This window comes from Stenotrophomonas sp. YJH_SMC_82 (assembly GCF_059368875.1).
The window spans coordinates 442,002-467,260 of sequence record NZ_JCAFSE010000004.1 but is presented as its reverse complement, the minus strand read 5'-3'; the positions used below and the strand labels follow the sequence as shown (position 1 = coordinate 467,260).

Genomic DNA, 25,259 nt, shown 5'->3' with positions numbered 1-25,259 from the left:
ACCCGACGTGGAAAGCGATGGGAGTTTGCTGTGGACAAGTACCGGCGAACGTCACACCGCAAGCGTTTCGCAGCCTGGTGTTTTTTTGTCCATCACCGGAAACGCGAACGCCCCGCACAGGGCGGGGCGTCCGGGGTTGATCCGATGCTGCAGGATCAGACGTTGAAGCGGAAGTGCAGGACGTCGCCTTCCTGCACGCGGTACTCCTTGCCTTCCAGGCGCAGGCGGCCGGCTTCCTTCGCGCCGGCTTCGCCCTTGTACTTGATGAAGTCGTCATACGCGATGGTTTCAGCGCGGATGAAGCCCTTCTCGAAGTCGGTGTGGATGACCGCCGCGGCCTGCGGGGCGGTGGCGCCCTTGCGCACGGTCCACGCACGGACTTCCTTCACGCCGGCGGTGAAGTAGGTCTGCAGGCCGAGCAGGCTGTAGGCCGCGTTGATCACGCGGTTCAGGCCCGGCTCGCTCAGGCCCAGGTCCGCCAGGAAGGTATCGCGGTCTTCGTCGTCGAGCTGGGACAGCTCTTCTTCGATCGCGGCCGACACCGGCACCACCTGCGCGCCTTCGGCGGCAGCATGCGCACGCACGGCTTCCAGGTGCGGGTTGTTGTCGAAACCGTCTTCCAGCACGTTGGCGATGTACATCACCGGCTTCAGGGTCAGCAGGAACAGGTCGCGCACCAGCGCCTTCTCTTCCTCGTCCAGCCCGGCCGAGCGCCCAGCCTTGCCCTCCGACAGTGCAGCCTGCAACTTGGCCAGCACCGGCTTGCGCGCCGCCGCATCCTTGTCGCCACCCTTGGCCGCACGCTCGGCACGGTTCAGCGCCTTCTCGACACTGTCCAGGTCGGCCAGCGCCAGTTCGGTGTCGATGGTTTCGATATCCGAGATCGGGTCGACCTTGCCGGCCACGTGCACGATGTCACCGTGCTCGAAGCAGCGCACCACGTGGGTGATCGCATCGACTTCGCGGATGTGCGCCAGGAACTTGTTGCCCAGGCCCTCACCGCTGGCGGCACCGGCGACCAGGCCGGCGATGTCGACGAACTCGACCGCGGTCGGGATGACCTTCTGCGGGTTGATGATGCCCGCCAGCTCGTTCAGGCGCGGATCCGGCACCGGCACGATGCCGACGTTCGGTTCGATGGTGCAGAACGGGAAGTTCGCCGCGGCGATGCCCGCCTTGGTCAGCGCATTGAACAGGGTCGACTTGCCGACGTTGGGCAGGCCGACGATGCCGCATTTGATACCCATGGGTGACAGCTCTCTGGGGTGAAAGTGATTGGGGAAACAGCGGCCTGGGCGCTGCTTTTCCAATCATTCTCCATATCGACCAGCGGTCGATACCTACCGCTCTGGTTGGCTCCGTATCGACCAGCGGTCGATACCTACCGGTCTGGTTGGTTCCGTATCGACCAGCGGTCGATACCTACCGCTCTGGTTGGTTCCGTACCGACCAACGGTCGGTACCTACCGGTTATTTCGGGGTGTGCAGCCGCTTCATCGCTTCGTTGAAATCGCCCTGCACCGCCAGCGGCAGCACGTCGATCGCATCGTCGATGGCGCGCGCGATCAGCACGTCATCCTCCTTGGACGGGCGCCCCAGCACCCAACCCACCACGCGGTCCTTGTGGCCGGGATGGCCGATGCCCACGCGCAGGCGGTGGAATTTGCCATGACCCAGCAGGCGCATGGTGTCGCGCAGGCCGTTCTGGCCGCCGTGGCCACCGTCGAACTTAAGCCGCGCCGCACCGGGCGGCAGGTCCAGCTCGTCGTGGGCCAGCAGGGTTTCCTCCGGCTCGATCTTCCAGAACCGCTGCGCGGCGGTGACCGACTTGCCGCTGAGGTTCATGAAGGTGGCGGGCTTGAGCAGCCACACCGTCTGCCCGGCGATCTCGACCTTGGCGGTCTCGCCGAACAACTTGCTGTCCACATTCCATCGCGCACCGGCTTTTTCCGCCAGGGCCTCAACGAAATGAAACCCGGCATTGTGCCGGGTCCGGGCGTGTTCCGATCCGGGATTGCCCAGACCGACGATCAGTCGCAGTCCTGCCATGGTTCCTTCCAGTACGGTGCCTGCCCGGAGGCAGGCACCGTAACGGTATTACTCGGCGGCAGCCGCTTCTTCGTCAGCCTCGTCGGCCTTGCCGGCCTTGGCGGTGACGATGGCGTCGTCGTGGTCCTTGCCCAGCGCCAGCGCCGGGATTTCCACGCCCTTCGGCAGCTTGATGTTGGACAGGTACACGACGTCACCGGCCTTCAGCTCGCCCAGGTCGACTTCGATCGACTCCGGCAGGTCCTTCGGCAGGCAGGTGATGGTCACTTCCTTCAGTTCGTGGGTGACCACGACGTCGGCAGCCTTGCCGGCCGGCGAGGTGTCTTCGTTGACGAAGTGCAGCGGGACCGAAGCGGTCAGGGCTTCGTTCTCGTTCACGCGCTGGAAGTCCAGGTGCATGATCAGCTGCTTGTACGGGTGGCGCTGCATGTCACGCAGCAGGACCTTCTGCACCTGGCCATCCAGGTTCAGGTCCAGGATCGAGGCATAGAACCACTCGTTCTGCTGGGCCAGCCAGATTTCGTTGTGGTCCAGGCTGATGGCGACCGGCTCGGCGTTGCCGCCGTACACGATGGCCGGGATCACACCAGCGTGACGCAGGCGGCGGCTCGCACCCTTACGCTGCAGTTCACGCTTGGTGACCTTGATTTCATGGGTCTTCGACATTTTCGACTACTCAGGTTGTTGCCGCGCCCTGCGGCGTGGCGGTTGAAGATGCTTCCGCGACCAGAAGCATCCGGGTATGTCCCCCCGTTGCCGGCAGGGACGAAAACTCAGTCGACGTACAGCGAGCTGACCGACTCGCCGAAGGCGATGCGGCGCATCGTTTCGGCCAGCATTTCCGCCACGCTCAGCTGGCGGATCTTGCTGCACACCCGCGCTGCGTCCTTCAGCGGGATGGTGTCGGTCACCACCAGCTCGTCGAGCTGGGAATTGGTGATGTTGTCCACCGCCGGGCCCGACAGCACCGCGTGGGTGCAGTAGGCGGCGACCTTGAGCGCACCGCGCGCCTTCAGGGCAGCGGCAGCGGCGCACAGGGTGCCGGCGGTATCGACGATGTCATCGACCATCACGCAGGTCTTGCCTTCGACGTCACCGATGATGTTCATCACGGTGGAGACGTTGGCGCGCGGGCGGCGCTTGTCGATGATCGCCAGGTCGGCGTCATCCAGGCGCTTGGCCACCGCACGGGCGCGGACCACGCCGCCCACGTCCGGCGAGACAACAATCAGGTTCTCGGTGCCGTAGGCGCGCCAGATGTCGGCCAGCAGCAGCGGGGACGCATACACGTTGTCCACCGGAATATCGAAGAAGCCCTGGATCTGGTCGGCGTGCAGGTCGACGGTCAGCACGCGATCAGCGCCAGCGGTGCTGAACATCTTGGCCGCCAGCTTGGCGGTGATCGGCACGCGCGAGGAACGCATGCGGCGGTCCTGGCGCGAGTAGCCGAAGTACGGCACCACGGCGGTCACGCTGGCCACCGATGCGCGCTTGAGCGCGTCGATCAGCACCAGCAGTTCCATCAGGTTTTCCGCGCTCGGCGCGCAGGTCGGCTGGATCACGAACACGTCCTGCTTGCGGACGTTCTCTTCGATTTCCACCTGCACTTCACCATCGGAGAAGTGCGACACCAGCGCCTTGCCCGGGCGGACCCCCAGTTCCTTGCAGATGTTCTGCGCCAGACGTTTGTTGGCGTTGCCGGAAAAGACCAGCAGGTTCGGGGACTCTTGCATCATGATTGTCTCGGGCGGGGACGAGTGGCGGGGATCCGGAGTCGGCAAGGACCCCGATGGACCCTTGCTGCTGACAACACCGCGGTTGTTTCCACGTCCCGCGCGGGCGATGCGCTGGAAGGCGCGGACACAGCCGCTATTGGCAGGGGCGGTAGGATTCGAACCTACGAATGCCAGGATCAAAACCTGGTGCCTTGGGCCTCTTGGCGACGCCCCTGCATTGATAAATCAGTGTTGCTCGAGTGCATCCAGCAGTGGCGAACGCGCAACGCCCGCTGCCACCCTTGCCCGCAACTCCTTCGGCAACTTCGACCGCCCCTGCTCTGCAGCAGCCTGCGATGCGAACTCGACGAAACAACCACTTCCCGAACCGGTCAGCCGCGCCGCGCCGATGTCGCTCAACGCGGCAAGCGCTGCCTCGACGGCAGGCTCACGGCGGCGCAGCACCGGTTCGAACGCGTTCCCGACCAGGGTCCCGGAAGCGAAGTCCTCTATTTTCGCCACTGGGCTGTCGCGCGTCAAATCCGGGTCTGCAAACAGGACCGGCGTAGGAACATGAACACCCGGTTCAACCACCACATACCAGGCCGGCGCCAGCGTGATCGGCTGCAGGCGCTCGCCTACCCCTTCGGCCCAGGCATTGCGGCCACGCACGAACACCGGCACGTCGGCGCCCAGACGCAGGGCCAGCGCGGCCAGGGCATCCTCGTCCAGGCCGGAGCGCCAGAGCCGATTCAGCACCACCAGCACGGTGGCCGCATCGGACGAACCGCCGCCGAAGCCACCACCGGCAGGAACGTGCTTTTCGACGATGATGTCAGCACCTTGCGCGCCCTTCGCCTCATCCTGGAGCAGGCGCGCGGCCCGCACCGCTAGGTCATCGGCCTCGGCCACGCCGGCCAGGCCCTCGCCCTGCCGACGCACCTGACCGTCTTCACGCAGGCGCAGGCCGATGCGGTCCCCCCAGTCCAGCAGGCGGAATACGGTCTGCAGCTCGTGGTAGCCGTCGGCCCGGCGGCCAGTGATGTGCAGGAACAGGTTCAGCTTGGCCGGGGCCGGCCACCAGGACCAGCCCGCGTCGTCGCGCCCGGCGCTCATGGCGTGCCCTGCCCCCACTGGTCCACCAGCAGGCGCACCTTGGCGTCGCCATTGCTGGCCTCGATCCGTCGCGGCAGCGCCGGTCGTCCGGCGTCGGCCGGGTACCAGTCCAGGTACTGCACCTGCCAGCCCATCTGCTGCATGCGGCGCGGCCGGCCTTCACCGTCGCGCTCGACCTTTTCCGGACCGGCAGCATCCCCGGCCACCAGGCCGCGGATCCACTCCGGCAGCTGATTGACCGGGATGTCCCAGCCAGTCGCTTCCAGCAGCAGCTGCTGGGCGTCCTCGCCATCGCGCGGACCGCCGGACAGCCCTTCCAGGCGACCGGCTTCGGAATGGGTGTCGCCGGTCAGCTTCCAGCTCTGCCGGGTCACCGGCGCGCTCAGTTCGACCACGTAGCGGCGGCCGTCCTGCTTCCAGTCGATGCGACCGCTGCCGCCGTCCTTGCCCTTGCTGACCGCCACCCGCCCCTGGAAGGCCCAGTCCGGCTGTGCCTGCAGCGCGGCCACGCGCGCTGCCTCGGCCTGCGCCGCTTCAGCCGAAACAATCTCGACCACCGCTGGCGCCGGGGTCTTCTGCGTGCCGACACTGGTACAGGCGCTCACCGCCAGGGTCACGGTCGCCAAGAGCAGCGGCCGGATCAGGGAACCACTCATGGATTGAATTTCTCACGGGCGCGCAGCAGCGCGCGGTTTTCAGGGTCGAGCTTGGCCGCTTCGTCGAAGAAGTGGCGGGCCTCGTCATGCTTGCCCAGCACCCACAGCACTTCGCCGACGTGGGAAGCGATCTCCGGGTCCTTGGCCAGGGTCCAGGCCCGGCGCAGCTGTACCAGTGCCTCTTCCTTGCGGCCCAGGCGATACAGCACCCAGCCATAGCTGTCGACGATGGCGGCGTTGTCCGGCTCGGCCACGCGGGCGCGGTCGATCAGCTCCAGCGCTTCCTGCAGGCGGCCGGTGCGATCGGCCAGGGTGTAGCCCAGCGCGTTCAGCGCCGGCACGTTTTCCGGGTCGGTCACCAGGATCTTGCGCAGGTCGGCCTCGGCGCGCGGGATGTCGTCGCGGCGCTCCCAGGTGAGCGCACGTGCGTACAGCAGGCCGTTGTCGTCCGGGTAGGCGGCCAGGCCGCGGGCCAGCGCATCCAGTTCACCGGCGCTGTCGTCACCACGCTGGCGCAGTTCGGCTTCCAGCAGGTAGGCGTCACGGCGCACATCGTCGTCGACCACCGCGTCGGACTGGATCGCGTGCACTTCCTCCAGCGCCAGCGGCAGGCGCCCGGCCAGGGCCTGGGCATTGGCCGCGCGCAGGCGCGCTTCGCTCAGCTCATCGCCACCGGGCACGCTGTGGTACCACTGCACCGCCTCGGGGTAACGCTTAAGGTATTCGGCGATCTTGCCCAGCAACAGGCGCTGCGCCGGATCCGGCTTGGCCGCCTGCCGCGACAGCTCGTTGTAGAGGTTGGACAGCGCCGCCTTGTCGCCCTGCTTGGCCAGCAGCGAGGCGCGCATGCCCCAGGTCTGTACGTCCTGCGGGCCGAACGCCAACACGCGCTCGGCCGCAGCCGGCTGGCCCAGGCTGTCGTAGGCGATGGCCACCGCATTGCGCAGCTCGGGGTCCTGGCGGGTCTTCGGCTCGACGTCGTGCAGCAGCGACAATGCCTTGTCGGTCTCGCCCGCCTGCTGCAGCTGGCTGGCACGCAGCAACGCTACGCGCGGTTCTTCCGGGAAGCGCTTGACCACTTCATCGATCATGCGCCGCGCCAGCTCGGGCTTGTCCATGCGCAGGGCCAGGCGACCGAACTCCTGCCAGGCCTCGATCTTCGGCGGAATCGCATTGGCATCGACCAGCTCGCCGAGCACCTGCGCCGGCACCGCCGGGTCGCGGCCACCGCCGATCAGCGCGGCCAGGGCGAACTTCCAGCCGCGCTCGTCGGGGTCGGCCAGCAGCGCCTGCAGCTCGGTGCGGGCAGCCTTCACATCGCCCTGGCGCATGGCCAGCGCACCGGCGGCGCTGCGCATGGTCAACGAGCGCGGGGCGCGCTGCTGCCACAGGGCCAGGCTCTTGGCGGCGCTGGCATCATCGTTGGCCAGCATGGAGATACGGGTCGCGCGCTCGGCCAGGCCGGCGTCGCCGTCGGTCTGCTGCGCGGCCTGCAGGTACCAGCGCGCGGCCTCGGCCAGCTTGCCGGCCTGCAGGGCGAACTCACCGGCCATCACCGGTTCCAGCGCCAGTTCCTCAGTGGCCGCGGCCCGCACGGGGGCCTTGGCCGGCACCGCCGCCAGGGCCTGGGCGCAGGCCAGGGACAGCAGCAGAACACTGGGGATGCGAATCAATGCGGGCATCGTCGGCATCGGGGCCTTAAAATGTCGTCCAATGGCCAGCAGCTTATCGCAAGCAACTGAACAATGACCCTGTGGGTGCTCGGACTGAATCACCAGACCGCACCGGTGGAGCTGCGCGAGCGCGCGGCCTTCGCCGGTGAGGCGTTGCCGCGTGCGCTGGGCTCGCTGCGCGATACCCCGCAGATCGCCGAGGCAGTGCTGCTGTCCACCTGCAACCGCACCGAACTGTATGCCGTGGCCGAGTCGGCACAGGCGCTGGACCAGTGGCTGCACAGCCAGGCAGGCGACCTGCAGGGCTACCTGTACCAGCATGCCGATGCCGAGGCCGTGCGCCACCTGTTCCGGGTCGCCACCGGGCTGGACTCGATGGTGCTGGGCGAACCGCAGATCCTCGGCCAGGTAAAGGATGCCTGGTCGACCGCGCGTGACCACGGCCTGCTCGGCCAGCGCCTGGACCGCCTGTTCCAGCAGACCTTCTCGGTAGCCAAGCGTGCGCGCACCGATACCCAGGTCGGCGCCAACCCGGTGTCGGTGGCCTCGGCGGCGGTGCGCCTGGCGCAGAACGCCTTCGCGCGCCTGGATGACTCCACCGTGCTGCTGGTCGGTGCCGGCGAGACCATCGAGCTGGCTGCACGCCACCTGAGTGAGGGCAAGGTGCGGCGGCTGCTGATCGCCAACCGCACCCTTGCTCACGCGCAGGAACTGGCCAGCCGCCATGGCGGCGTGGCCCTGCCGCTGACCGAACTGGACCGCCACCTCGGCGAGGCCGACATCGTGTTCTCGGCCACCGCCGCGCGCGAACCGGTGATCCATCGCGAGATGGTGGCCAAGGCACTGCGCGCGCGCCGGCACAAGCCGATGCTGCTGTTCGACCTGGCCGTGCCGCGCGACATCGAAGCCGAGGTCGGCACGCTCAACGACGCCTTCCTCTACACCGTCGATGACCTGGAACGCGCGGTGGAAGACAACCGTCGTGGCCGCCGCGAGGCCGCCGCCGAGGCCGAGGCGATCATCGACCTGCAGGTGTCGCGTTTCATCGAGACCCAGCAGGCCAGCGCCCACCAGGCACCGCTGCGGCAGCTGCGTGCGTTCGGCGAAGCGACCCGCGCCGAACTGCTGGAGCGCGCACGGCAGCAGCTGGCCAACGGCAAGCCCGCCGACGAAGTGCTGGAACTGCTGGCCCATGGCCTGACCAACCGCCTGCTGCATCCGCCGACCGCCGCTCTGCGCGCGGCCGCGCTGAGTGGCGATGCCGACCTGACCCGCGCCGCCGAGCGCCTGTTCCCGGCCACGCCGGGTTACCGCCACCCACCCGTGAGACCCGATGACGCCGACCCTGCGCCGTAAGCTGGAAGCGCTGGCCGAGCGCCGCGAAGAACTGGAACGCCTGCTCGCCGAACCCGATGTGGTCGCCGACAACACCCGTTTCCGCGACCTTTCGCGCGAATTCGCCCAACTTGAACCGGTCGCTGCCGCGCTCGCCGAGGAAGCCCGTGCCAAGGCCGACCTGGCCGCCGCCGAAGGCATGCGCGCCGACCCCGACCTGCGTGAACTGGCAGACGAGGAAATCGCTGCGGCGCAGGCGCGCCTGCAGGAACTGGAACAAGAACTGGCCCTGCTGCTGGTACCACGCGATCCGCGCGACGAAGGCAACCTGTTCCTGGAAGTACGCGCCGGCACCGGCGGCGATGAAGCCGCGATCTTCGCCGGCGATCTGTTCCGCATGTACGCCCGCTATGCCGAGCGCCAGGGCTGGAAGGTCGAGATCGAATCGGACAACCCCGGTGAGCATGGCGGCTACAAGGAAGTGGTGGCGCGCGTGGTCGGCCGTGGTGCGTTCTCGCGCCTGAAGTTCGAATCGGGCACGCATCGCGTGCAGCGCGTGCCGGCCACCGAATCGCAGGGCCGCATCCACACCTCGGCGGCCACCGTGGCGATCATTCCCGAGGCCGACGAGGTCGATGACATCGTCATCAACCCGGCCGACCTGAAGGTGGATACGTTCCGCTCGTCCGGTGCCGGCGGCCAGCACGTCAACAAGACCGAATCGGCCATCCGCATCACCCACGTGCCGACCGGCGTAGTGGTGGAGTGCCAGACCGAGCGCAGCCAGCACGCCAACCGCGACAAGGCGATGAAGCGCCTGAAGGCGCAGCTGCTCGATGCCGAGCGCCAGCGCCAGGACGCCGCGCAGGCCGAATCGCGGCGCCTGCAGGTCGGCAGCGGCGACCGCAGCCAGCGCATCCGCACCTACAACTTCCCGCAGGGCCGGATCACCGACCACCGCGTGGAAGGCCTGACCCTGTACGACCTGCCCAACATCCTGGCCGGCGACCTCGACCCGCTGCTGCAGCGGCTCAGCCACGAACACCAGGTCGATGCCCTGGCCCAGCTGTCGGCGGGCTGAGCACGATGTCGGCCTGGCAGCAGCGACAGCACCTGCAGCAGGCGATCGCACGCCAGCCCGGCGATTTCGTCGCCTGGGTGATGCTGGCCGACCTGGAACTGGAAGCCGGCGACATCGCCGCCGGCGAGCAGGCGGCACGACGCGCGCTGCAGCTGCGCCCGAACCACCCCGAGGCCCTGGCGCGCCTGGGCCGCGTGGCCTGGATGGCCGGCGCGCACGCCGACGCGGCGAAGCTGCTTGGCCAGGCCTCGGCATTGGCCCCGCAGCACCCGGGCATCGCGCTGTGGCTGGGCCATGCGCTGGAAGACGCCGACGATGCCGAAGGCGCAGCAGCGGCCTATCGCCGCGCGCATGCGCTGATGCCGGATGAACCTTACATCGCCGCGCAGCGCCTGGCATGGCAGCGCCGCCTGTGCGACTGGCAGGACGTGGACACGCTGGCTGCGCAGGTACGCGCCGCGCTCGCCGCCGGCCACGGTGCGGTGGAACCCTTCGCCTTCCTCAGCGAAGACGCCAGCGCGGGCGAGCAGTTGGCCTGTGCACGTGCGCGCGCCGCACTGATCGCCGCCTCGGTCCGGCCCTTGCCGGCAGTGACGGTACGCGCGCGCGGCCCGTTGCGCGTCGGCTTCCTTTCCAATGGCTTCGGCGCCCATCCCACCGGGCTGCTGACCGTGGCCCTGCTCGAACACCTGCGTCATGACCCGGCGTTGCAGCTGCACCTGTTCGCGCTGAACCGCGCCGATGGCAGCGGCATCCGCGAACGCCTGCAGTCCGCGACCCGGCTGCATGAGGTGGCCGCACTGCGGCATGCCGACATCGCGGCCCGCATCCGCGCACAGGGCATCGACCTGCTGTTCGACCTGCGCGGCTGGGGCGGCGGCGGCACGCCCGAAGTGCTGGCGATGCGCCCGGCCCCGCTGCAGCTGAACTGGCTGGCCTACCCCGGCACCTCGGGCGCGCGATGGCTGGACGCCGTGGTCGCCGACGAATTCGTACTGCCGGCAGCGCTGGAACCGCACTTCAGCGAACGCGTCCTGCGCCTTCCGCGGGCCTTCCAGCCCTCGGACAACACCCGCACGCTGGAGCCGTCGCCGTCCCGCGCCGAGTGCGGGCTGCCCGAGCACGGCGTGGTGTTCTGCTGCTTCAACAACAGCTACAAGCTCAACCCGCGCAGCATGGGCCGCGCCTTCGCAGTGTTGCAGGCCGTGCCCGGCAGCGTGCTGTGGCTGCTGTCCGGCCCCGGCCAGGCCGACGCCCGCCTGCGCACCGCCGCGCAGGCTGCCGGCCTGGACCCGGCGCGGCTGGTGTTCATGGCCAAGCTGCCGCATCCGCAGTACCTGGCCCGCTACCCACTGGCCGACCTGTTCCTCGACACGCATCCGTACAACGCGCATACCACCGCCTCCGATGCACTGTGGGCCGGCTGTCCGGTGCTGACCTGCCCGGGCGACACCTTCGCCGCGCGCGTGGCCGGCAGCCTCAACCACCATCTGGGGCTGGCCCGGATGAATGTCGCCGATGATGCGGCGTTCATCGCCACCGCCAGCGCACTGGGCAATGACCCCGCAGCACTGGCCTCGCTTCGCGCCGAGCTGGCGCAGGCGCGCGAACGCAGTGGCCTGTTCGACATGGCCGGGTTTGCCCGCGACCTGTCGGCCCTGCTGCAGCGGCTTGCCGGTGAACACGGCTGGCAGGGCCTCGACAGCACCTGAGCGACCCCTGCGTTACGCTCGGGCTTCCTCCCCGCGTGGTGTGACGATGGCCAAGCTCAAGCGCAAGGACTACGACGAACTGCTGCTGCCGCTGCAGCTGGAACTGACCGCGATGGCGCGCTGGGTGCAGCTCAGCGGGCAACGCCTGCTGGTGCTGTTCGAGGGACGGGATACGGCAGGCAAGGGCGGCGCGATCCAGGCCATCAGCCAGCATCTCAATCCACGCCAATGCCGGGTGGTAGCACTGCCCAAGCCTACCGACCGCGAAGCCACGCAGTGGTATTTCCAGCGCTATGCCTCGCATCTTCCCGCCGCCGGCGAGATCGTGCTGATGGACCGCAGCTGGTACAACCGCGCAGGCGTCGAGCGGGTGATGGGCTATTGCAGCGAAACCGAGTACCAGCAGTTCCTGCGCCAGGCACCGGTGTTCGAGCAGCTGCTGGTGGATGACGGCATCCTGCTGTTCAAGTACTGGCTGTGCGTGGACCAGGAGCAGCAGGAGAAGCGCTTCGCCGAACGCCACCTCGATCCGCTGAAGGGCTGGAAGCTGTCCCCGGTCGACCTGAAATCGCGCAGCAAGTACAGCGCCTATACCGAAGCCCGCGAGGCGATGCTGCGCGCGACGCATCGCGAGGCGGCGCCGTGGACGCTGGTGGATTTCAACGACCAGCGGCTGGGGCGACTGACCCTGGTGCGCAACCTGCTGGACCGGTTGCCGGACACACGGGTGGATGCGCCGTTGCCGGAGCTGCCGAAGCTGAAGGGCAAGCTGCATCGCGAGCACTACGATGTGCTGAAGCCCATCGAGGATTTCCCGGCCGAGGATTAGGGTTGTTCGGCAGGGTTGCACCCTGCACCTGCTCAACGCAACGGCAACGGCAACAGCAACAGCTGGCATCCGCGGGATGGCGGCGCGGTGGGTGGGCACGACCGTTGGCGCCATGGATGGCGACATCGAGCCCCCATGGACGGGTCTACGGCGTGTCCTACCTACCCAACCGCCCCGCCTCTGACAGATCCCTGCGGCTGTTGGTAGGTGTCGACCTTGGTCGACACATCTGTCAGATATCGAAATGGAACCGGGGTCAGATCCGTTTTCCTGCGGAAAGCGGATCTGACCCCATCGGCAATCCCATTGGCCTGGCGGGCGTCGGATCGTGTCTGGGGCAGAGCCCCCTGAGTCAGGGGGCGGCCGCGAAGCGGCGGGGGTTTGGGTGTTGGTAAGTGGGGCCCGCGGTTCGCGCAGCGAAGCGTGGGAGCGGCAGCGCGCATGCGATGGCGCGTACCGAGGTGCAGGGCCGCAGGCCCTGCCGACCACCCCACTATTTGCCAGCAGCGATCTGCTTTTCGATGTCGGCGGCGGTCACCGGGCCAAGGAAGGTGTGGGCCAGCTTGCCCTGCGGATTTAGCAGATGCGTCAACGGCAGGCCTCGCGGCGTGGCGAAGTCGGCCGGCGGATCGAACGGGTCCACGATCACGATCGGATAGGTCACCGGATGCTTGGTCAGGAACGACTGCATTTCCGGCACTTCGATGTCCTCGTAGGCCAGGCCGACCACCTCGATGTTGCTGCGCATCGCATGCAGCGCCGACAGCTCGGGCATCTCCTTGCGGCACGGGGCGCACCAGGTCGCCCAGAAGTTCACCACCACCCACTTGCCACGATGCGCGGCCAGATCGTAGTCGCTGCCATCCACCGCCTTCATCTTCAAGGTCGGGAACTCGGCAGTGGTGCGCTCGGCCGGGGTTTCATCGACCGGTGCCGGAGTGGTCGGCGTCGGCGCCTGTGCCGGCGGCTGGCTGCTGGCCGGTGTCGGCTCCTGGGCCGGCTTGCAGGCCGCCAGGGCCAGCAGCAGGGTCAACGGGAGCAGCAGCGGCAACGGCGTCTTGCGGGTCATGGCATGTCTCCAGAGTCGGTATAGATATCACTGACCTTGCGCTTCAGGCGTTCGCGCAGGGGCAGCCGCAGATCGTCCAGCGCCGCCAGTGCGGCACGGCCCAGGCTGTCATCACGGTACGGCAGGTGCTGCTCGGCCACCGGGATGCGCAGCTGGGTGCATTCGTACAGATCGGCCAGGCTGACCTGGTCCAGGTCACGCGACAGCAGCCACTCGCCCCGCTCGTCGCGGCGCAGCAGGTCGATCTCCTGCAGGTTGCAGATCAGGTCCTGCAGCAGTGAATCGGTCAGCATCGGCTCCAGCCGCAGGATCTCGTCATCGGCCAGGCCCTTGCCCTTGGCCCGTGCATGCTGGAAGCGGCCAAGCAGCCGCAGCAGTCCATAGAACTCATACCCCTGCGGCAGGCGCAGTTCCACCGGCTGGTAGCGGAAGGCGGCCATCGAAGACGCCAGCGACGCCCCCAGCAGCACCGCCACCCAGCACAGGTAGATCCACAGCAGCAGGATCGGCACGAACGCCACCGTGCCATACAGTTTCTGGTAGGACTGGAAGCTGCCCAGATAGGCACCGATGCCCCACTTCACCAGTTCCAGGATGACCGCCGCCAGGATCGCGCCGGGCACGGCATGCCGCCATTTCACCGTGTGGTGCGGCACCACCCGGAACATCAGCGTGATGCAGACGAACTCGATCAGGATCGGCGCCAGCCGCAGCGCCAGCTCGGCCAACCAACGGCCCTCCTGGGTACCGAACAACGGCATCGCGAACACCCGCGCCGATACCGCAAGCGATGCGGCGGCGAGCATCGCGCCCAAGGTCAGCACGGTCCAGTAGACCAGGAAGCGGGTCAGCTTGGGCCGGGTCGAGCCAACCCGCCAGATCTGGTTGAAGGTCTCTTCCACACTGTTGAGCGTGATCAGCAGTGAGGCCACCAGTGCGATGAAGCCGGCCGCCGTCAGCTGGCCGGCACTGGCCGAGAACTGCCGCAGGTAGCCCTCGGCCGCACGCGCCGCGGAGGGCACGAAGTTGGAGAATACGTAGTCGCTGAGCTGATCGCTCCAGCGGTCGAAGACGGGGAAGGCCGACAGCACACCGAATACCACGATCGCCAGCGGTACCAGCGCGAACACCGTGGTGTAGGCCAGCGCCGCCGCTGCCTGGAACAGGCGGTCGTCGAGGAAGCGATGCCACAGGAAGCGGCCGAAACTGATGGCCCGTGCGCGATCCCGCGCGCGCTCCATCCACAGGTTGAGCGTATCCAAAGGTTCCATCGGTGGAAGGGTACCCGATGCGGAATGCTGGCAGGATAGCCATACTGGTAGCCACACGACGAGGAGAAGCGGGCACGATGGGCGAGATTCTGGTGCTGTACTACAGCCGGGGCGGTTCGGTGGCACGGCTGGCGCGCCAGATCGCGCGGGGCATCGGCGAAGTGCCGGGCATGACCGCGCGCCTGCGCACGGTGCCGCCGGTGGCCGCCGTGACCCAGACCGCGCAGCCACCGGTACCCGACGATGGCGCCCCCTACGTGAGCGTGCAGGACCTGGTCGACTGCCAGGGCCTGCTGCTCGGCAGCCCCACCCGCTTCGGCAACATGGCCGCGCCGGTCAAGCACTTCCTGGATGGGCTGGGCGCCGAATGGGTCAATGGCACCCTGTCCGGCAAGCCGGCCGGCGTGTTCACGTCCACCGCCTCGATGCACGGCGGCCAGGAATCGACCCTGCTGTCGATGCAGGTGCCACTGCTGCACCACGGCTGCGTGATCGTCGGCATCCCGTTCACCGAACCGGCGCTGAGCCACACCATCAGTGGCGGCACGCCCTATGGCGCCAGCCACGTGGCCGGTGCCGCCGACGATCCGCAGCCGACCGACGACGAAGCGGTTCTGGCGCGCGCGCTGGGGCGCCGGGTGGCCGACATCGCGCAGCGGTTGGCCCGATGAACCGCGCGCCGCGCACGGTCCTGCTGTTGGCCCTGATGGGGCTGGCCGCGCTGTTCGCAGGCTGGTTCATCAATGACAGGCACTGGCTGGCCACCCAGCTGGTGTTCACCGCGCCACCGCTGGCGCTGGCCATCGCCGTGCGCCTGGGCTGGCGCAAGGCCGGCTTCTGGGCCTCGGTGCTGGCGCTGGGCTGGTTCAGCCACGGCGTGATGAGCGCCTGGAGCCACCCGGAGACGCGCTGGCTGGCGCTGATCGAGATCGCGCTGGCGCTGCTGGTGATCTTCAGCGCCAGCCTGCCCGGCCTGCGCGCCCGCTTCGGCAAGCGGCGCTGACGCTGCGCGCCCAGGGCCTTATCATCTGCCTTCCTGGCCCCGCGCCGCAGTCCCTGTCCTGGTTTCGCGCATGCACATGATGGAAGAGCTCCTGGTCGTCACCACCGGTGGCACGATCGACAAGATCTACTTCGACGACAAGTCGGACTACCAGATCGGCGATCCGCAGATCGGCATGATCCTGCGCGAGCTGGGCGTGACGTTCCGCTTCAACGTGATTCCGATCCTGCGCAAGGATTCGCTGCACATCAACGACGAAGACCGCGAGCTGATCCGCGCCACCATCGCCGCGCAGCCCACCCGGCACGTGCTGGTGACCCACGGCACCGATTCGATGGTGCAGACCGGCAAGGTGCTGGCGACGATCCCGGACAAGACCATCGTGATGACCGGTGCGCTGAGCCCGGCACGCTTCCGCGGCTCGGATGCGGAGTTCAACATCGGTTGTGCGATCGGTGCGGTGCAGTCGCTGCCGAGCGGCGTGTACATCGCGATGAACGGGCGGATCTTCGACCCGCAGCATGTGCGCAAGAACGTGGCGGCGAACCGTTTCGAGTCGGTCTGAGGAACAGCGTGCCGGCCGAGGTCGGCACCCACCCGGACAAAAACGCCCCGGCCGAAGCCAGGGCGTGCCCTTGGAGAGGGACTTGGGCTCAGTACTGGGCGCTGAGGGTCAGGCCCGAGAAGGTGCTGTACGCCTTCACCCGCACATACCAGGTGCCGGCGGCAGGGCTGTTGATGGTGCAGGTCTCGCTGTTGCCGCTCAGGTACGGACGGCAGGTGTAGGTGGTATCGGTCGGGGCACTGCCCTGGCGCACGTACAGGTCGGCATCACCGCTGCCGCCACTGATTGCCACGCGCAGCTGGGTGCTGCCGGCCGGGACGGCGACGGTGTAGTTCAGCTCGGCACCGGTCGCGGCGCCCAGGCCGGTCACCGGCACATTGTTCTGCAGCACGTTGCCACCCGGGTTCGGGTTGCCACCGCCGTTGATCGCTGCGGTGACCGCCGCGTTGGCGTCGACGATGCCGGCGCCGCAGCCCCCCGAGCAGGCGCCCGGCAGCGGGCGTGCGGTGCTCTTGATGATGCTCTCGACCTGTGCCGGGCTCAGCGGGCTCGGCGCCACCGACTGCATCAGGGCCACCACACCGGCCACATGCGGCGCCGCCATCGAGGTGCCGTTGTAGGACGCGTAGCTGGCGCTGCCCGGCGTGGTGGTGCCGGTGTTGAGGGTGGACAGGATGCTCTGGCCCGGGCCGGAAATGTCGATGCCGGCACCATAGTTGGAGAAGCTGGCACGCGCACCGGCCGAGGTCGTGGCCGCCACCGCGATCACGTTCGCGCAGTTGGCCGGCACCGACGAGGACACGTTGGTGTTGCTGTTGCCGGCGGCGACCACCACGGTGGTGCCGCGGCTGACCGCGCCGTTGATCGCGTTCTGGTAGGTGGCCGAGCAGGTGCCGCCGCCGCCCAGCGACATGTTGATGACTTCCGCCGGATTGGCATTGGCCGGCACGCCACTGACGGTGCCGCCGGAGGCCCACACGATCGCATCGGCGATGTCGGAGGTATAGCCGCCGCACTTGCCGAGCACGCGCACCGGGACGACCTTGGCGTTGAACGCCGTGCCGGCCACGCCGGTGCTGTTGTTGGTCACCGCCGCCACGGTGCCGGCGACGTGGGTGCCGTGCCAGCTGGAGTTGGACGCCGGGATGCCCGAGCCGCACTCGTTGGCGCCATACCAGTCGCCCTCGTCGTTCGGGTTGCTGTCGCGGCCACCGCCATCGCGCGCCATCGCGGCATCGCTGATGAAGTCATAGCCGGGCAGGATGTTGGCGTTGAGATCGGGATGGTTGGTGATGCCGGTATCGATCACGGCCACCACCACGCCGGTGCCGGTGGCCTTGTCCCAGGCCGGCCGCACGTTGATCGACGCGTTGGAGGTACCAAAGCCCCACTGTTCGCTGAAGCGGGTGTCATTCGGGGTCAGCGTCGCACGCATGATCTGGTCGACTTCGACGTATTCCACGTTCGGGTCGGCGGCCAGCTTGCGCATCAGCAGCTCGGATTCAGCCTGGTCAAGCGGGCGGTCGGTCCTGACCAGGGTCGGGCCGACGGCAAGCTTGCGGACCTGCTGCAGGCCCAGCGCACGGCCCTGGCTGCTGGCCAGGCCGGCGGCGGCACTCTTCAGCGAAGAGGCCAGTGCGGTGGTGTTGGCCACCGGCGCACTGCCGTCGCGGTACTTCACGATGAAGCGCTGGTGCGTCGGCGCGGACTGCAGGCCGCTGAGCTGGACGTCACCGGCCAGCGCAGGCGTGGCCAGCAGCAGCGATGACAGAACGGACGCACCAAGGACCACCCACACTCGACGCACACGCGGTTGCGTTACCTGGGACATCGTATTTCCCTTTCTAGTGGTGTGAATGCCGGAATCGGCAGAAGCACCGGCCCGAACCATGGGCTGGCTTGCGTTGGCGAGGTTCGAAGTCCGGCGAGTCAGCGGATCCCCCTATCGATCCGCCGTGCAGATGACGCTAATGACCAAAACCGGACACCACAAGATTTTCAGCGTCTTTTCAGCAAGATGAAATGTTCGTTCTGAGACTTCCCGGGTCGAGGGTTTGTGAAGGTGAAGGAACTTTCTCATCTTCTGCACACACCTGACTGGGTCATCACCTGTCCTGCGATGACTTTGCCGACATCGGCATCCGCCGATTCGGGGTCGGAGTGGGGGGTCAGATCCCTTTTCCCACGGAAAAGGGATCTGACCCCACCCACCTGTCCACAACGCAGAAAGCCCGTCACAGGGACGGGCTTTCCAGCAACGCAGCCGGGCGTGGGCTCGGCTCTACAGTTCAGCGTGAGCGATCAGCCCAGCTTGACCAGCCAGTTGTGCCGGTCCGGCAGGCGGCCGTACTGGATGTCGGTCAGTTCCTTGCGCAGCGACATGGTCACTTCGCCGGCCGGCGCGTTGATGTCGCCCACCGAGAAACCCTCGCCCTTCAGCTGGCCGATCGGGGTGACCACCGCCGCAGTGCCACAGGCAAACACTTCGCTGATCGCACCGGAGGCCACGCCGTCCTTCCACTCGTCGATGCTGACCTTGCGCTCTTCGACCTTCATGCCACGGTCGCGCGCCAGCTGCAGGATGCTCTCGCGGGTGATGCCCTCGAGGATGCTGCCGGACAGTTCCGGGGTGACCAGCGTGCCGTCCTTGTAGACCAGGAACACGTTCATGCCGCCCAGTTCTTCCAGGTACTTGCCTTCGACCGGGTCCAGGAACAGCACCTGCGAGCAGCCCTGCGCCTGCGCCTTCTGCTGCGGCAGCAGCGAGGCGGCGTAGTTGCCACCGCACTTGGCGGCGCCGGTGCCGCCCTTGGCCGCGCGCGCGTATTCGGTGGACAGCCAGATCGACACCGGGGCCACGCCCTTGGCGAAGTACGGGCCGGCCGGGCTGGCGATGACGTAGTAGCCGGCCTTGTGCGCGCCGCGCACGCCGAGGAAGGCTTCGTCGCCGATCATGAACGGGCGGAAGTACAGGCTCGACTCGTCGGCCGACGGCACCCACTCGCTGTCGACGGCGATCAGCTGCTTCAGCGATTCGACGAAGATCTCCACCGGCAGTTCCGGCAGCGCCAGGCGCTGCGCCGAACGCTGCAGGCGACGGCCGTTGGCATCCGGGCGGAAGGTCCAGATCGAGCCGTCAGCATGGCGGTAGGCCTTGATGCCTTCGAAGATCTCCTGGCCGTAGTGCAGCACGGCCGCGGCCGGGTCCAGCTGCAGCGGGCCGTAGGCACGCACGCTGGCGTTGTGCCAGCCGGCATCCTTGTCCCAGCGCACTTCCACCATGTGATCGGTGAAGTGCAGGCCGAAGCCCGGCTTCTCCAGGATCTTGGCGCGCTCTTCAGCGCTGCGCGGGTGGTCCGAACGGGTGACGGCGAAGCTGGGAATGGACTGGGACACCGGAGGATTCCTGTTCTGGTTGCGGGTAGTGCCGGGCCCGCGTCACTGCGGGCCCTGGGTCAAAGCATGCCGGTCTCGAGCCGCGCCGCCTCGGACATCATGTGCTGGTTCCACGGCGGGTCGAACACCAGGTCGACGTCGGCCTCGGCCACCGTCGGGATCATTTCAAGCTTGCTGCGCACGTCGTCGACCAGGATCTCGCCCATGCCACAGCCCGGTGCGGTCAGGGTCATCTTCACGTCGATCTCGCGCTTGCCTTCGTCCAGATGCTTGATCTCGACTTCATAGACCAGGCCCAGTTCAACGATGTTGACCGGAATCTCCGGGTCGAAGCAGGTGCGCAGCTGCTGCCACACCAGTTGTTCCACCTGCTCATCGGTGGCGTCGGCCGGCAGCTCGAGCGGTGCCGGCGCCTCCTTGCCGATGGCGTCGCCGTCCTTGCCGGCGATGCGGAACAGGTTGCCCTCGACGAACACCGAATAGCTGCCGCCCAGCGCCTGGGTGATGTACCCATAGCTGCCGGCAGGCAGGGTCACGGTATCGCCCTGCGGGACCATCACGGCCTCGCAATCGCGTTCGAAGTGGACAGGTTCGCTGCTACGGGAATACATGGGGACCGATATGGGGCCGTGGCCGGGGCCACGCAAGACGGCATTCTAGCCCAGCCGCCCCGGCACCGCCGGTGCACTGCGGCAAACCACAGTATCCTGTGGGTGATCTTCAGGGAGCTTCGATGTCCTCCATTGCCACGCGTGCCAGGACCGTCACCTGGCTCTGGTCCCTCATGCTGTTGCTGGGTCTGCTTGTTGCTCCCCTCGCCTGGATGGTCCTGGCGCTGATGACCGGCCGACAGGTCGGCTGGATGGCGGTAGTGTCCGCCCTGGAACTGGTGTTCATGCTGCGTCTGGGCACACTGGGCCCGGGCCGGTTGCGCATCGCCCTGGTCGTGCTCGGCACTCTGCTGGTGGCCGCCGTGGCCAACTGGGCCATCGCCAGCGCCTGGATGGGCGGCTCGATCGGTCTGGACCTGTGGGACGCCACCACGCGGATGGGCCCGCACCTGGCCTGGACCCTGATCAACCTGGCCAATGGCGCGATGGAATGGCTGTGGCTGGCCGTGGCCGTGGTCGTCGGCGCCTGGCTGGCGCGCTGAGCGCGTAGATCCACGCCACGCGCGGATGGGGGGTAGTGCCGGCCGCTGGCCGGCAAAAGCGTGCGGACCAAGGCCCGCACCTACCAGATGCAACCACCACGCGCGGATCCGGTAGTGCCGGCCGCTGGCCGGCAAAGGGGTCAGAGCCCTGTCCTGCGGAAAGGGATCCGACCCCGGTCTTCAATGCCCGCCGTCGAGCGCCTTCAGCTCGCTCACCAGCGAGGCGGCCGCTTCGGCGCCGTCGCCATAGAGCATGCGGGTATTGTCAGCGTAGAACAGCGCATTCTCGATACCGGCGAAGCCGGTGCCCTTGCCGCGCTTGATCACCACCACGTTGCGCGCGTTGACCACGTCCAGCACCGGCATGCCGTAGATCGGGCTGGCCGGATCAGTACGCGCGACCGGATTGACCACGTCGTTGGCACCGATCACCAGTACCACGTCGGTGTTGGTGAACTCCGGATTGATGTCATCCATGTCGGCGATCAGGTCGTAGGGCACGCCCGCTTCGGCCAGCAGTACGTTCATGTGCCCGGGCATGCGCCCGGCGACCGGGTGGATGGCGAACTTCACCTTCACCCCGCGCTGGCCCAGCCGCTGCGCCAGTTCCCAGATCTTGTGCTGGGCCTGGGCCACGGCCATGCCGTATCCAGGCACGATCACCACGCGTTCGGCGTAGGCCATCATCGCCGCGACATCCGGGGCTTCGATCGGCTTCTGCGCGCCGCTGATCGCCTGCGCTTCGCCACCAGCACCGCCGCCGAAGTTGGAGAACAGCACGTTGCGGATCGGCCGGTTCATCGCCTTGGCCATCAGCCGGGTCAGCAGGATGCCGGCCGCGCCGACCATCATGCCGGCGATGATCAGCGCCTCGTTGCCCAGCACATAACCTTCGAACGACACTGCCAGGCCGGTGAACGCGTTGTACAGCGAGATCACCACCGGCATGTCGGCACCGCCGATCGGCAGCGTCATCAGCACGCCCAGCGCCAGTGCCAGCACGAAGAAGGCAACGATCGCCCAGGCACTGAGCGTACTGGCCGCGATGATCGCCAGCACCACCACCGCCAGCGCCACCAGCAGGTTCATCACCTGCTGGCCGGGCCAGGTCACGCGCTTGTCCAGCCGTCCATCCAGCTTGGCCCAGGCGATCACCGAGCCGGACAGCGACACCGCGCCGATCGCCGCGCCGACCACCGCCAGCAGCAGCATCGTGCCGGACGGCTGGCGCGCGGCCAGGTCGGCCAGCGCCTGCGCGCTCCAGTGGCTGGTATCGCGGTGGGCCAGGAAGGCATAGCGCAGCAGTTCCACCGCACCGATCGCCGCCGCCGAGCCACCACCCATGCCGTTGTACAGCGCCACCATCTGCGGCATGTCGGTGATGGCAACCTTGCCGGCCGACCACCAGGCCAGGCCCGCACCCAGCAGCAGTGCCACCAGGATCAACGGCACGTTGTGCAGTTCGGGCAGGAAGAAGGTGGCCGCGGTGGCCAGCAGCATGCCCAGCCCGGCCCAGCGGATGCCGCTGCGCGCGGTCAGCGGCGAGGCCATGCGCTGCAGGCCGAGCAGGAACAGCGTGGCGGCGACCAGGTAGCTGGCCTTGACCAGCCAGTCGAGCAGTTCGACGGTGCTGATGTTCAAGCCTGCGGCTCCTTCGGTTCGTCCTTGCCGCCCCTGGGCGCGCTCGGCTTGAACATTTCCAGCATGCGCGCGGTGACCACGTAGCCACCGGCGGCATTGCCGGCGCCGAGCACCACGGCCAGGAAGCCCAGTACCTTCTCCAGCGGCGTCTGCGCATGCCCCAGTACCACCATCGCGCCGATCAGCACGATGCCGTGGATGAAGTTGGAGCCCGACATCAGCGGGGTATGCAGGATCACCGGCACCCGCGAAATGATCACGTGGCCGGCGATGGCCGCCAGCATGAAGATGTACAGCGCTACGAACCCGTCACTCACCGGCAACGCTCCTGCTCTGTCTTCGTCGGCCCATCATAACCATGGGCTGAACCCGGCGCGCACCCGGCGTCAACCGGAGCGCCGCTCACGCGTTGTCGATGGTGACCCCGACCGAGGAACCGTACCCTGTGCTGGTGAGCAGCCCCGCCCCCCCGAGCGCCGAGACCGATGCCCTGCCGGCATCGCTGGAGGCATTCCTGGCCAGCGTCGGCCCGCGTGCGTTCCGCTTCGCCGAGGCCGGCCTGCGCCAGCGCGAAGACGCCATGGATGCGGTGCAGGACGCGCTGCTGCGCATGCTGGATTACACCGACAAGCCGGCCGCCGAATGGGCGCCGCTGTTCTGGAGCATCCTGCGCCGCCGGGTGATCGACCTGCAGCGCCGGCGCCGCTTCCGCCTGCCGTTCTGGCGCGACAACCAGGACGCGGAAGGCGGCGAGATCGACTGGGCCGATCCCGGCCCGGACCCGGCACAGGCACATGAGCAGCGCCAGCAGTACCAGCAGCTGGTGGACGCGTTGCGCACCCTGCCCGCCCGCCAGCGCGAGGCCTTCACCCTGCGCGTGCTGCAGGACCTGGACGGGGCCACCACCGCCCGCGCCATGGGCTGCAGCGAAGGCGCGGTAAAAACCCATCTGGCACGCGCCCGGCAGGCGCTGCAGGACTACCTGGAGACCCACCCGTGAACCGCTCCCTGCCTTCCGATGACACCCTGCGCCGCCTGCACGCGCAGTCGCTGCAGGCGCTGTCGCCGGCAACGCTGGCCCGGCTGCGCCAAGCTCGCCACGGCGCCACGGCCACCACCCATCGTGGGCGCTGGCGCTGGTGGCTGGCCAGCGCCTGCTCACTGGTGGTTGCACTGGGCATTGGCCTGCAGTTCACCGGCCATGGCACGCTTGCGGGTCCGCCGCCGGACCCCGTGCTTGCTTCAGTGGAAGACAACGGCGCGCTCTACGACGAGAATCCCGATCTGTACCTGTGGCTGGGCGATACCGACCTGGCGATGGAGTAAATCATGTCCCGACTGCTTGCCCTGCCACTGCTGTTGACCCTGGCGCTGCTGCCGGCCGTTCCGGCGCTGGCGCAGAACGCCACGCCCGCCCCTGCCGCACCGGTCGCGCCATTGCCTGCGTGGGAGCAATTGAGCGAATCCCAGCGAGAGTCCCTGCTGGCGCCGCTGCGCGACCGTTGGAACAGCGCTGATGCCGGCCAGCGCCAGCGCATGCTCTCGCACGGCCAGCGCTGGCAATCGATGAGCCCGGAGGAGCGCGACAAGGCCCGCCGCGGCCTGCGCCGCTTCGAGCACATGAGCCCGGAACAGCGTGAACAGGCACGCGCCCTGTTCGGGCAGATGCGCAACATGCCGCCGGCACAGCGCGACGCGCTGCGCGAGCGCTGGTCGCAGATGACGCCGGAGCAGCGCCGGGACTGGGTGCGCGACAACCCGCCGCCGGCGAAGCCGCGGTAAGGCCCCGGGGAACGGGGTCAGAGCCCTTTGCTGACGCAAAGGGATCCGACCCCTGGCAGATTGCGGGAGATCGGGGTCAGATCCCTTTGCCAGAGGCAAAGGGATCTGACCCCACGTCATTCATGCCTGCCAGCGCGTCTTTGCCAGCAGCTCGTCGTCCCAGTCGAAACCGAGCCGCCCCTCGCGCACGAACAGCGCAACGAAGTTGAGCAGGTTGCGCGCATACATCTCACTGGCCTGGGTCGCGCCGCGACTGGCCAGGCCCAGCGGACCATCGATGGTCACGCCCTGGTGTTCGATGCAGTGCCCCGGCTGGGTCAGTGCACAGTTGCCGCCGCTCTCGGCCGCCAGATCGACAATGACGCTGCCGGTGGCCATGCCCTCCACCATCGCGGCGGTCACGATGGTCGGCGCCGGCCGACCGGGTACGGCAGCCGTGCAGATCACCACGTCCACGCTGCGCAGATGGTCGGCCAGCCGACGCTGCTGCTCGGCGCGCTCCTCGTCGGTCAACGCACGCGCGTAGCCGCCTTCACCGGTCGCGCTCACGCCAAGATCGAGGAAGCGCGCACCCAGTGACTGGATCTGCTCGCGGGTTTCCGGGCGCACATCGAAACCTTCCACCTGTGCACCGAGGCGCCGCGCGGTGGCGATGGCCTGCAGGCCCGCCACGCCGGCACCGATCACCAGCACCTTGGCCGGCCGCACGGTGCCAGCGGCGGTGGTCAGCATCGGGAAGAAGCGCGGCGCGCGTTCGGCGGCAATCAGCGCTGCCTTGTAGCCGGCCATGCCGGCCTGCGAACTGAGTACATCCATCGCCTGCGCGCGGGTGGTTCGCGGCAGCTGCTGCAGCGGGAACAGCTGCAGGCGATCATCGGCCGCCAGCGCGGCCAGCGCCGGATCGTTGGCCGGTGCCAGCAGGCCAACCACGCTGGCACCGGGCCTGAGCTGCTCCAGCACCGTCGCAGGAGGTGCCTGCACGCACAGCAGGATATCGATCTCGGCCCAGCGGCCCGCGTCGAAGACACGTGCGCCGGCGTCGTCATAGGCGGCATCGGTGAAGCCGGCGGCCAGCCCGGCGCCGGCCTCGTACCAGACCGTAATGCCGAGGGCACCGAGCTTGCGCGCGGTTTCCGGTGTCAACGCCACGCGCCGTTCACCCGGCGCGGTCTCCTTGATCCCCAGCAACGCCACGGCCATGCAGGTCCCCGCT

The 25,259-nt window shown here is 68.0% G+C and carries 26 protein-coding genes and 1 tRNA gene; 11 read left to right on the top strand and 16 right to left on the bottom strand.

Annotated elements, in window-relative coordinates; genetic code table 11:
• Window positions 1–155: 155 nt before the first annotated feature.
• The 8 genes from ychF to AC5P53_RS17395 all read right to left on the bottom strand — a co-directional run bounded on the left by ychF (window position 156) and on the right by AC5P53_RS17395 (window position 7,218).
• A complete protein-coding gene (ychF, locus tag AC5P53_RS17430; protein ID WP_197621248.1) occupies window positions 156–1,247 on the bottom strand; it encodes a redox-regulated ATPase YchF in 1,092 nt (363 codons plus the stop codon).
• A gap of 223 nt (window positions 1,248–1,470) precedes the next feature.
• Window positions 1,471–2,049: an aminoacyl-tRNA hydrolase gene (gene pth, locus AC5P53_RS17425; RefSeq protein WP_069118555.1), complete on the bottom strand. Its 579-nt coding sequence runs from the start codon at window positions 2,047–2,049 to the stop codon at window positions 1,471–1,473.
• 48 nt (window positions 2,050–2,097) lie between these two features.
• Window positions 2,098–2,715 carry a 50S ribosomal protein L25/general stress protein Ctc gene (locus AC5P53_RS17420; RefSeq protein WP_010481743.1) on the bottom strand — a complete coding sequence of 206 codons (618 nt, stop codon included), beginning with the start codon at window positions 2,713–2,715 and terminating at the stop codon, window positions 2,098–2,100.
• Between the two features lie 107 nt (window positions 2,716–2,822).
• Window positions 2,823–3,782: a ribose-phosphate diphosphokinase gene (locus AC5P53_RS17415; RefSeq protein ID WP_005415400.1), complete on the bottom strand. Its 960-nt coding sequence runs from the start codon at window positions 3,780–3,782 to the stop codon at window positions 2,823–2,825.
• Between the two features lie 140 nt (window positions 3,783–3,922).
• Window positions 3,923–3,999: transfer RNA gene (locus tag AC5P53_RS17410), tRNA-Gln, on the bottom strand.
• An 11-nt stretch (window positions 4,000–4,010) separates the two neighbouring features.
• A complete protein-coding gene (gene ispE / locus AC5P53_RS17405) occupies window positions 4,011–4,880 on the bottom strand; it encodes a 4-(cytidine 5'-diphospho)-2-C-methyl-D-erythritol kinase (RefSeq protein ID WP_126411760.1) in 870 nt (289 codons plus the stop codon).
• On the bottom strand, window positions 4,877–5,536 hold the full coding sequence (gene lolB / locus AC5P53_RS17400) for a lipoprotein insertase outer membrane protein LolB (RefSeq protein ID WP_014646033.1): 660 nt from the start codon (window positions 5,534–5,536) through the stop codon (window positions 4,877–4,879). The genes ispE and lolB overlap by 4 nt, the downstream gene beginning before the upstream one ends.
• A complete protein-coding gene (locus AC5P53_RS17395) occupies window positions 5,533–7,218 on the bottom strand; it encodes a tetratricopeptide repeat protein (protein WP_495227475.1) in 1,686 nt (561 codons plus the stop codon). Before AC5P53_RS17395 ends, lolB begins: the two co-directional genes overlap by 4 nt.
• Window positions 7,219–7,281: 63 nt before the next feature.
• Between AC5P53_RS17395 and hemA the strand changes: the two genes are divergently transcribed.
• The 4 genes from hemA to ppk2 are packed head-to-tail and all read left to right on the top strand — an operon-like array spanning window position 7,282 to window position 12,166.
• Window positions 7,282–8,565 carry a glutamyl-tRNA reductase gene (gene hemA, locus AC5P53_RS17390; RefSeq protein ID WP_014646031.1) on the top strand — a complete coding sequence of 428 codons (1,284 nt, stop codon included), beginning with the start codon at window positions 7,282–7,284 and terminating at the stop codon, window positions 8,563–8,565.
• Complete coding sequence (gene prfA, locus AC5P53_RS17385; protein WP_014646030.1) at window positions 8,543–9,625, top strand: peptide chain release factor 1; 1,083 nt, start codon at window positions 8,543–8,545, stop codon at window positions 9,623–9,625. The genes hemA and prfA overlap by 23 nt, the downstream gene beginning before the upstream one ends.
• A gap of 5 nt (window positions 9,626–9,630) precedes the next feature.
• Window positions 9,631–11,337, top strand: coding sequence for an O-linked N-acetylglucosamine transferase family protein (locus tag AC5P53_RS17380; RefSeq protein ID WP_241887125.1), 1,707 nt, complete (start codon window positions 9,631–9,633; stop codon window positions 11,335–11,337).
• A gap of 46 nt (window positions 11,338–11,383) precedes the next feature.
• Window positions 11,384–12,166: a polyphosphate kinase 2 gene (gene ppk2, locus AC5P53_RS17375; RefSeq protein ID WP_241887124.1), complete on the top strand. Its 783-nt coding sequence runs from the start codon at window positions 11,384–11,386 to the stop codon at window positions 12,164–12,166.
• Window positions 12,167–12,659: 493 nt separating this feature from the next.
• Here the strand turns inward: ppk2 and AC5P53_RS17370 are convergent, their stop codons facing one another.
• Together AC5P53_RS17370 and AC5P53_RS17365 are read right to left on the bottom strand one after the other, a co-directional pair.
• Window positions 12,660–13,235, bottom strand: a complete 576-nt coding sequence (locus AC5P53_RS17370; RefSeq protein WP_241887123.1) for a TlpA family protein disulfide reductase — start codon at window positions 13,233–13,235, stop codon at window positions 12,660–12,662.
• Window positions 13,232–14,506: a YihY family inner membrane protein gene (locus AC5P53_RS17365; protein ID WP_032956948.1), complete on the bottom strand. Its 1,275-nt coding sequence runs from the start codon at window positions 14,504–14,506 to the stop codon at window positions 13,232–13,234. The genes AC5P53_RS17370 and AC5P53_RS17365 overlap by 4 nt, the downstream gene beginning before the upstream one ends.
• A 77-nt stretch (window positions 14,507–14,583) precedes the next feature.
• Between AC5P53_RS17365 and wrbA the strand changes: the two genes are divergently transcribed.
• The 3 genes from wrbA to AC5P53_RS17350 all read left to right on the top strand — a co-directional run bounded on the left by wrbA (window position 14,584) and on the right by AC5P53_RS17350 (window position 16,074).
• Window positions 14,584–15,177 carry an NAD(P)H:quinone oxidoreductase gene (wrbA, locus tag AC5P53_RS17360; protein WP_069118531.1) on the top strand — a complete coding sequence of 198 codons (594 nt, stop codon included), beginning with the start codon at window positions 14,584–14,586 and terminating at the stop codon, window positions 15,175–15,177.
• Window positions 15,174–15,509: a DUF2069 domain-containing protein gene (locus AC5P53_RS17355; RefSeq protein WP_014646024.1), complete on the top strand. Its 336-nt coding sequence runs from the start codon at window positions 15,174–15,176 to the stop codon at window positions 15,507–15,509. Before wrbA ends, AC5P53_RS17355 begins: the two co-directional genes overlap by 4 nt.
• A gap of 79 nt (window positions 15,510–15,588) precedes the next feature.
• Window positions 15,589–16,074, top strand: coding sequence for an asparaginase domain-containing protein (locus tag AC5P53_RS17350; RefSeq protein ID WP_010481766.1), 486 nt, complete (start codon window positions 15,589–15,591; stop codon window positions 16,072–16,074).
• An 88-nt stretch (window positions 16,075–16,162) separates the two neighbouring features.
• Here AC5P53_RS17350 and AC5P53_RS17345 read toward each other — a convergent pair whose 3' ends face one another.
• The 3 genes from AC5P53_RS17345 to sufT form a co-directional block, all read right to left on the bottom strand.
• On the bottom strand, window positions 16,163–17,905 hold the full coding sequence (locus AC5P53_RS17345; RefSeq protein WP_197606791.1) for a S8 family peptidase: 1,743 nt from the start codon (window positions 17,903–17,905) through the stop codon (window positions 16,163–16,165).
• A 470-nt stretch (window positions 17,906–18,375) separates the two neighbouring features.
• Window positions 18,376–19,470, bottom strand: a complete 1,095-nt coding sequence (locus AC5P53_RS17340; RefSeq protein WP_014646022.1) for a branched-chain amino acid aminotransferase — start codon at window positions 19,468–19,470, stop codon at window positions 18,376–18,378.
• Window positions 19,471–19,529: 59 nt separating this feature from the next.
• The gene (gene sufT, locus AC5P53_RS17335; protein ID WP_005415385.1) at window positions 19,530–20,081 is read right to left on the bottom strand and encodes a putative Fe-S cluster assembly protein SufT; all 552 of its coding nucleotides are present in this window, start codon (window positions 20,079–20,081) and stop codon (window positions 19,530–19,532) included.
• 122 nt (window positions 20,082–20,203) lie between these two features.
• Between sufT and AC5P53_RS17330 the strand changes: the two genes are divergently transcribed.
• Window positions 20,204–20,623: a hypothetical protein gene (locus AC5P53_RS17330; protein ID WP_046429036.1), complete on the top strand. Its 420-nt coding sequence runs from the start codon at window positions 20,204–20,206 to the stop codon at window positions 20,621–20,623.
• Window positions 20,624–20,803: 180 nt separating this feature from the next.
• Here AC5P53_RS17330 and AC5P53_RS17325 read toward each other — a convergent pair whose 3' ends face one another.
• Window positions 20,804–22,264: an NAD(P)(+) transhydrogenase (Re/Si-specific) subunit beta gene (locus AC5P53_RS17325; protein WP_032956961.1), complete on the bottom strand. Its 1,461-nt coding sequence runs from the start codon at window positions 22,262–22,264 to the stop codon at window positions 20,804–20,806.
• Window positions 22,261–22,581, bottom strand: a complete 321-nt coding sequence (locus AC5P53_RS17320) for an NAD(P) transhydrogenase subunit alpha part 2 (protein WP_111206815.1) — start codon at window positions 22,579–22,581, stop codon at window positions 22,261–22,263. Before AC5P53_RS17320 ends, AC5P53_RS17325 begins: the two co-directional genes overlap by 4 nt.
• Before the next feature lie 98 nt (window positions 22,582–22,679).
• On the opposite strand from AC5P53_RS17320, the gene AC5P53_RS17315 reads away from it, so the two are divergent.
• The 3 genes from AC5P53_RS17315 to AC5P53_RS17305 are packed head-to-tail and all read left to right on the top strand — an operon-like array spanning window position 22,680 to window position 24,046.
• Window positions 22,680–23,264 (top strand): RNA polymerase sigma factor, encoded by a 585-nt coding sequence (locus tag AC5P53_RS17315; protein ID WP_241887122.1) that lies wholly within the window; start codon window positions 22,680–22,682, stop codon window positions 23,262–23,264.
• Window positions 23,261–23,590 (top strand): membrane protein, encoded by a 330-nt coding sequence (locus AC5P53_RS17310; RefSeq protein ID WP_032956964.1) that lies wholly within the window; start codon window positions 23,261–23,263, stop codon window positions 23,588–23,590. The genes AC5P53_RS17315 and AC5P53_RS17310 overlap by 4 nt, the downstream gene beginning before the upstream one ends.
• Before the next feature lie 3 nt (window positions 23,591–23,593).
• The gene (locus tag AC5P53_RS17305; RefSeq protein WP_014646015.1) at window positions 23,594–24,046 is read left to right on the top strand and encodes a DUF3106 domain-containing protein; all 453 of its coding nucleotides are present in this window, start codon (window positions 23,594–23,596) and stop codon (window positions 24,044–24,046) included.
• Window positions 24,047–24,166: 120 nt separating this feature from the next.
• On the opposite strand, the gene AC5P53_RS17300 is transcribed toward AC5P53_RS17305, so the two are convergent.
• Entirely contained in the window at window positions 24,167–25,246 is a 1,080-nt protein-coding gene (locus tag AC5P53_RS17300; protein ID WP_069118521.1) for an NAD(P) transhydrogenase subunit alpha, read from the bottom strand.
• Window positions 25,247–25,259: the final 13 nt, after the last annotated feature.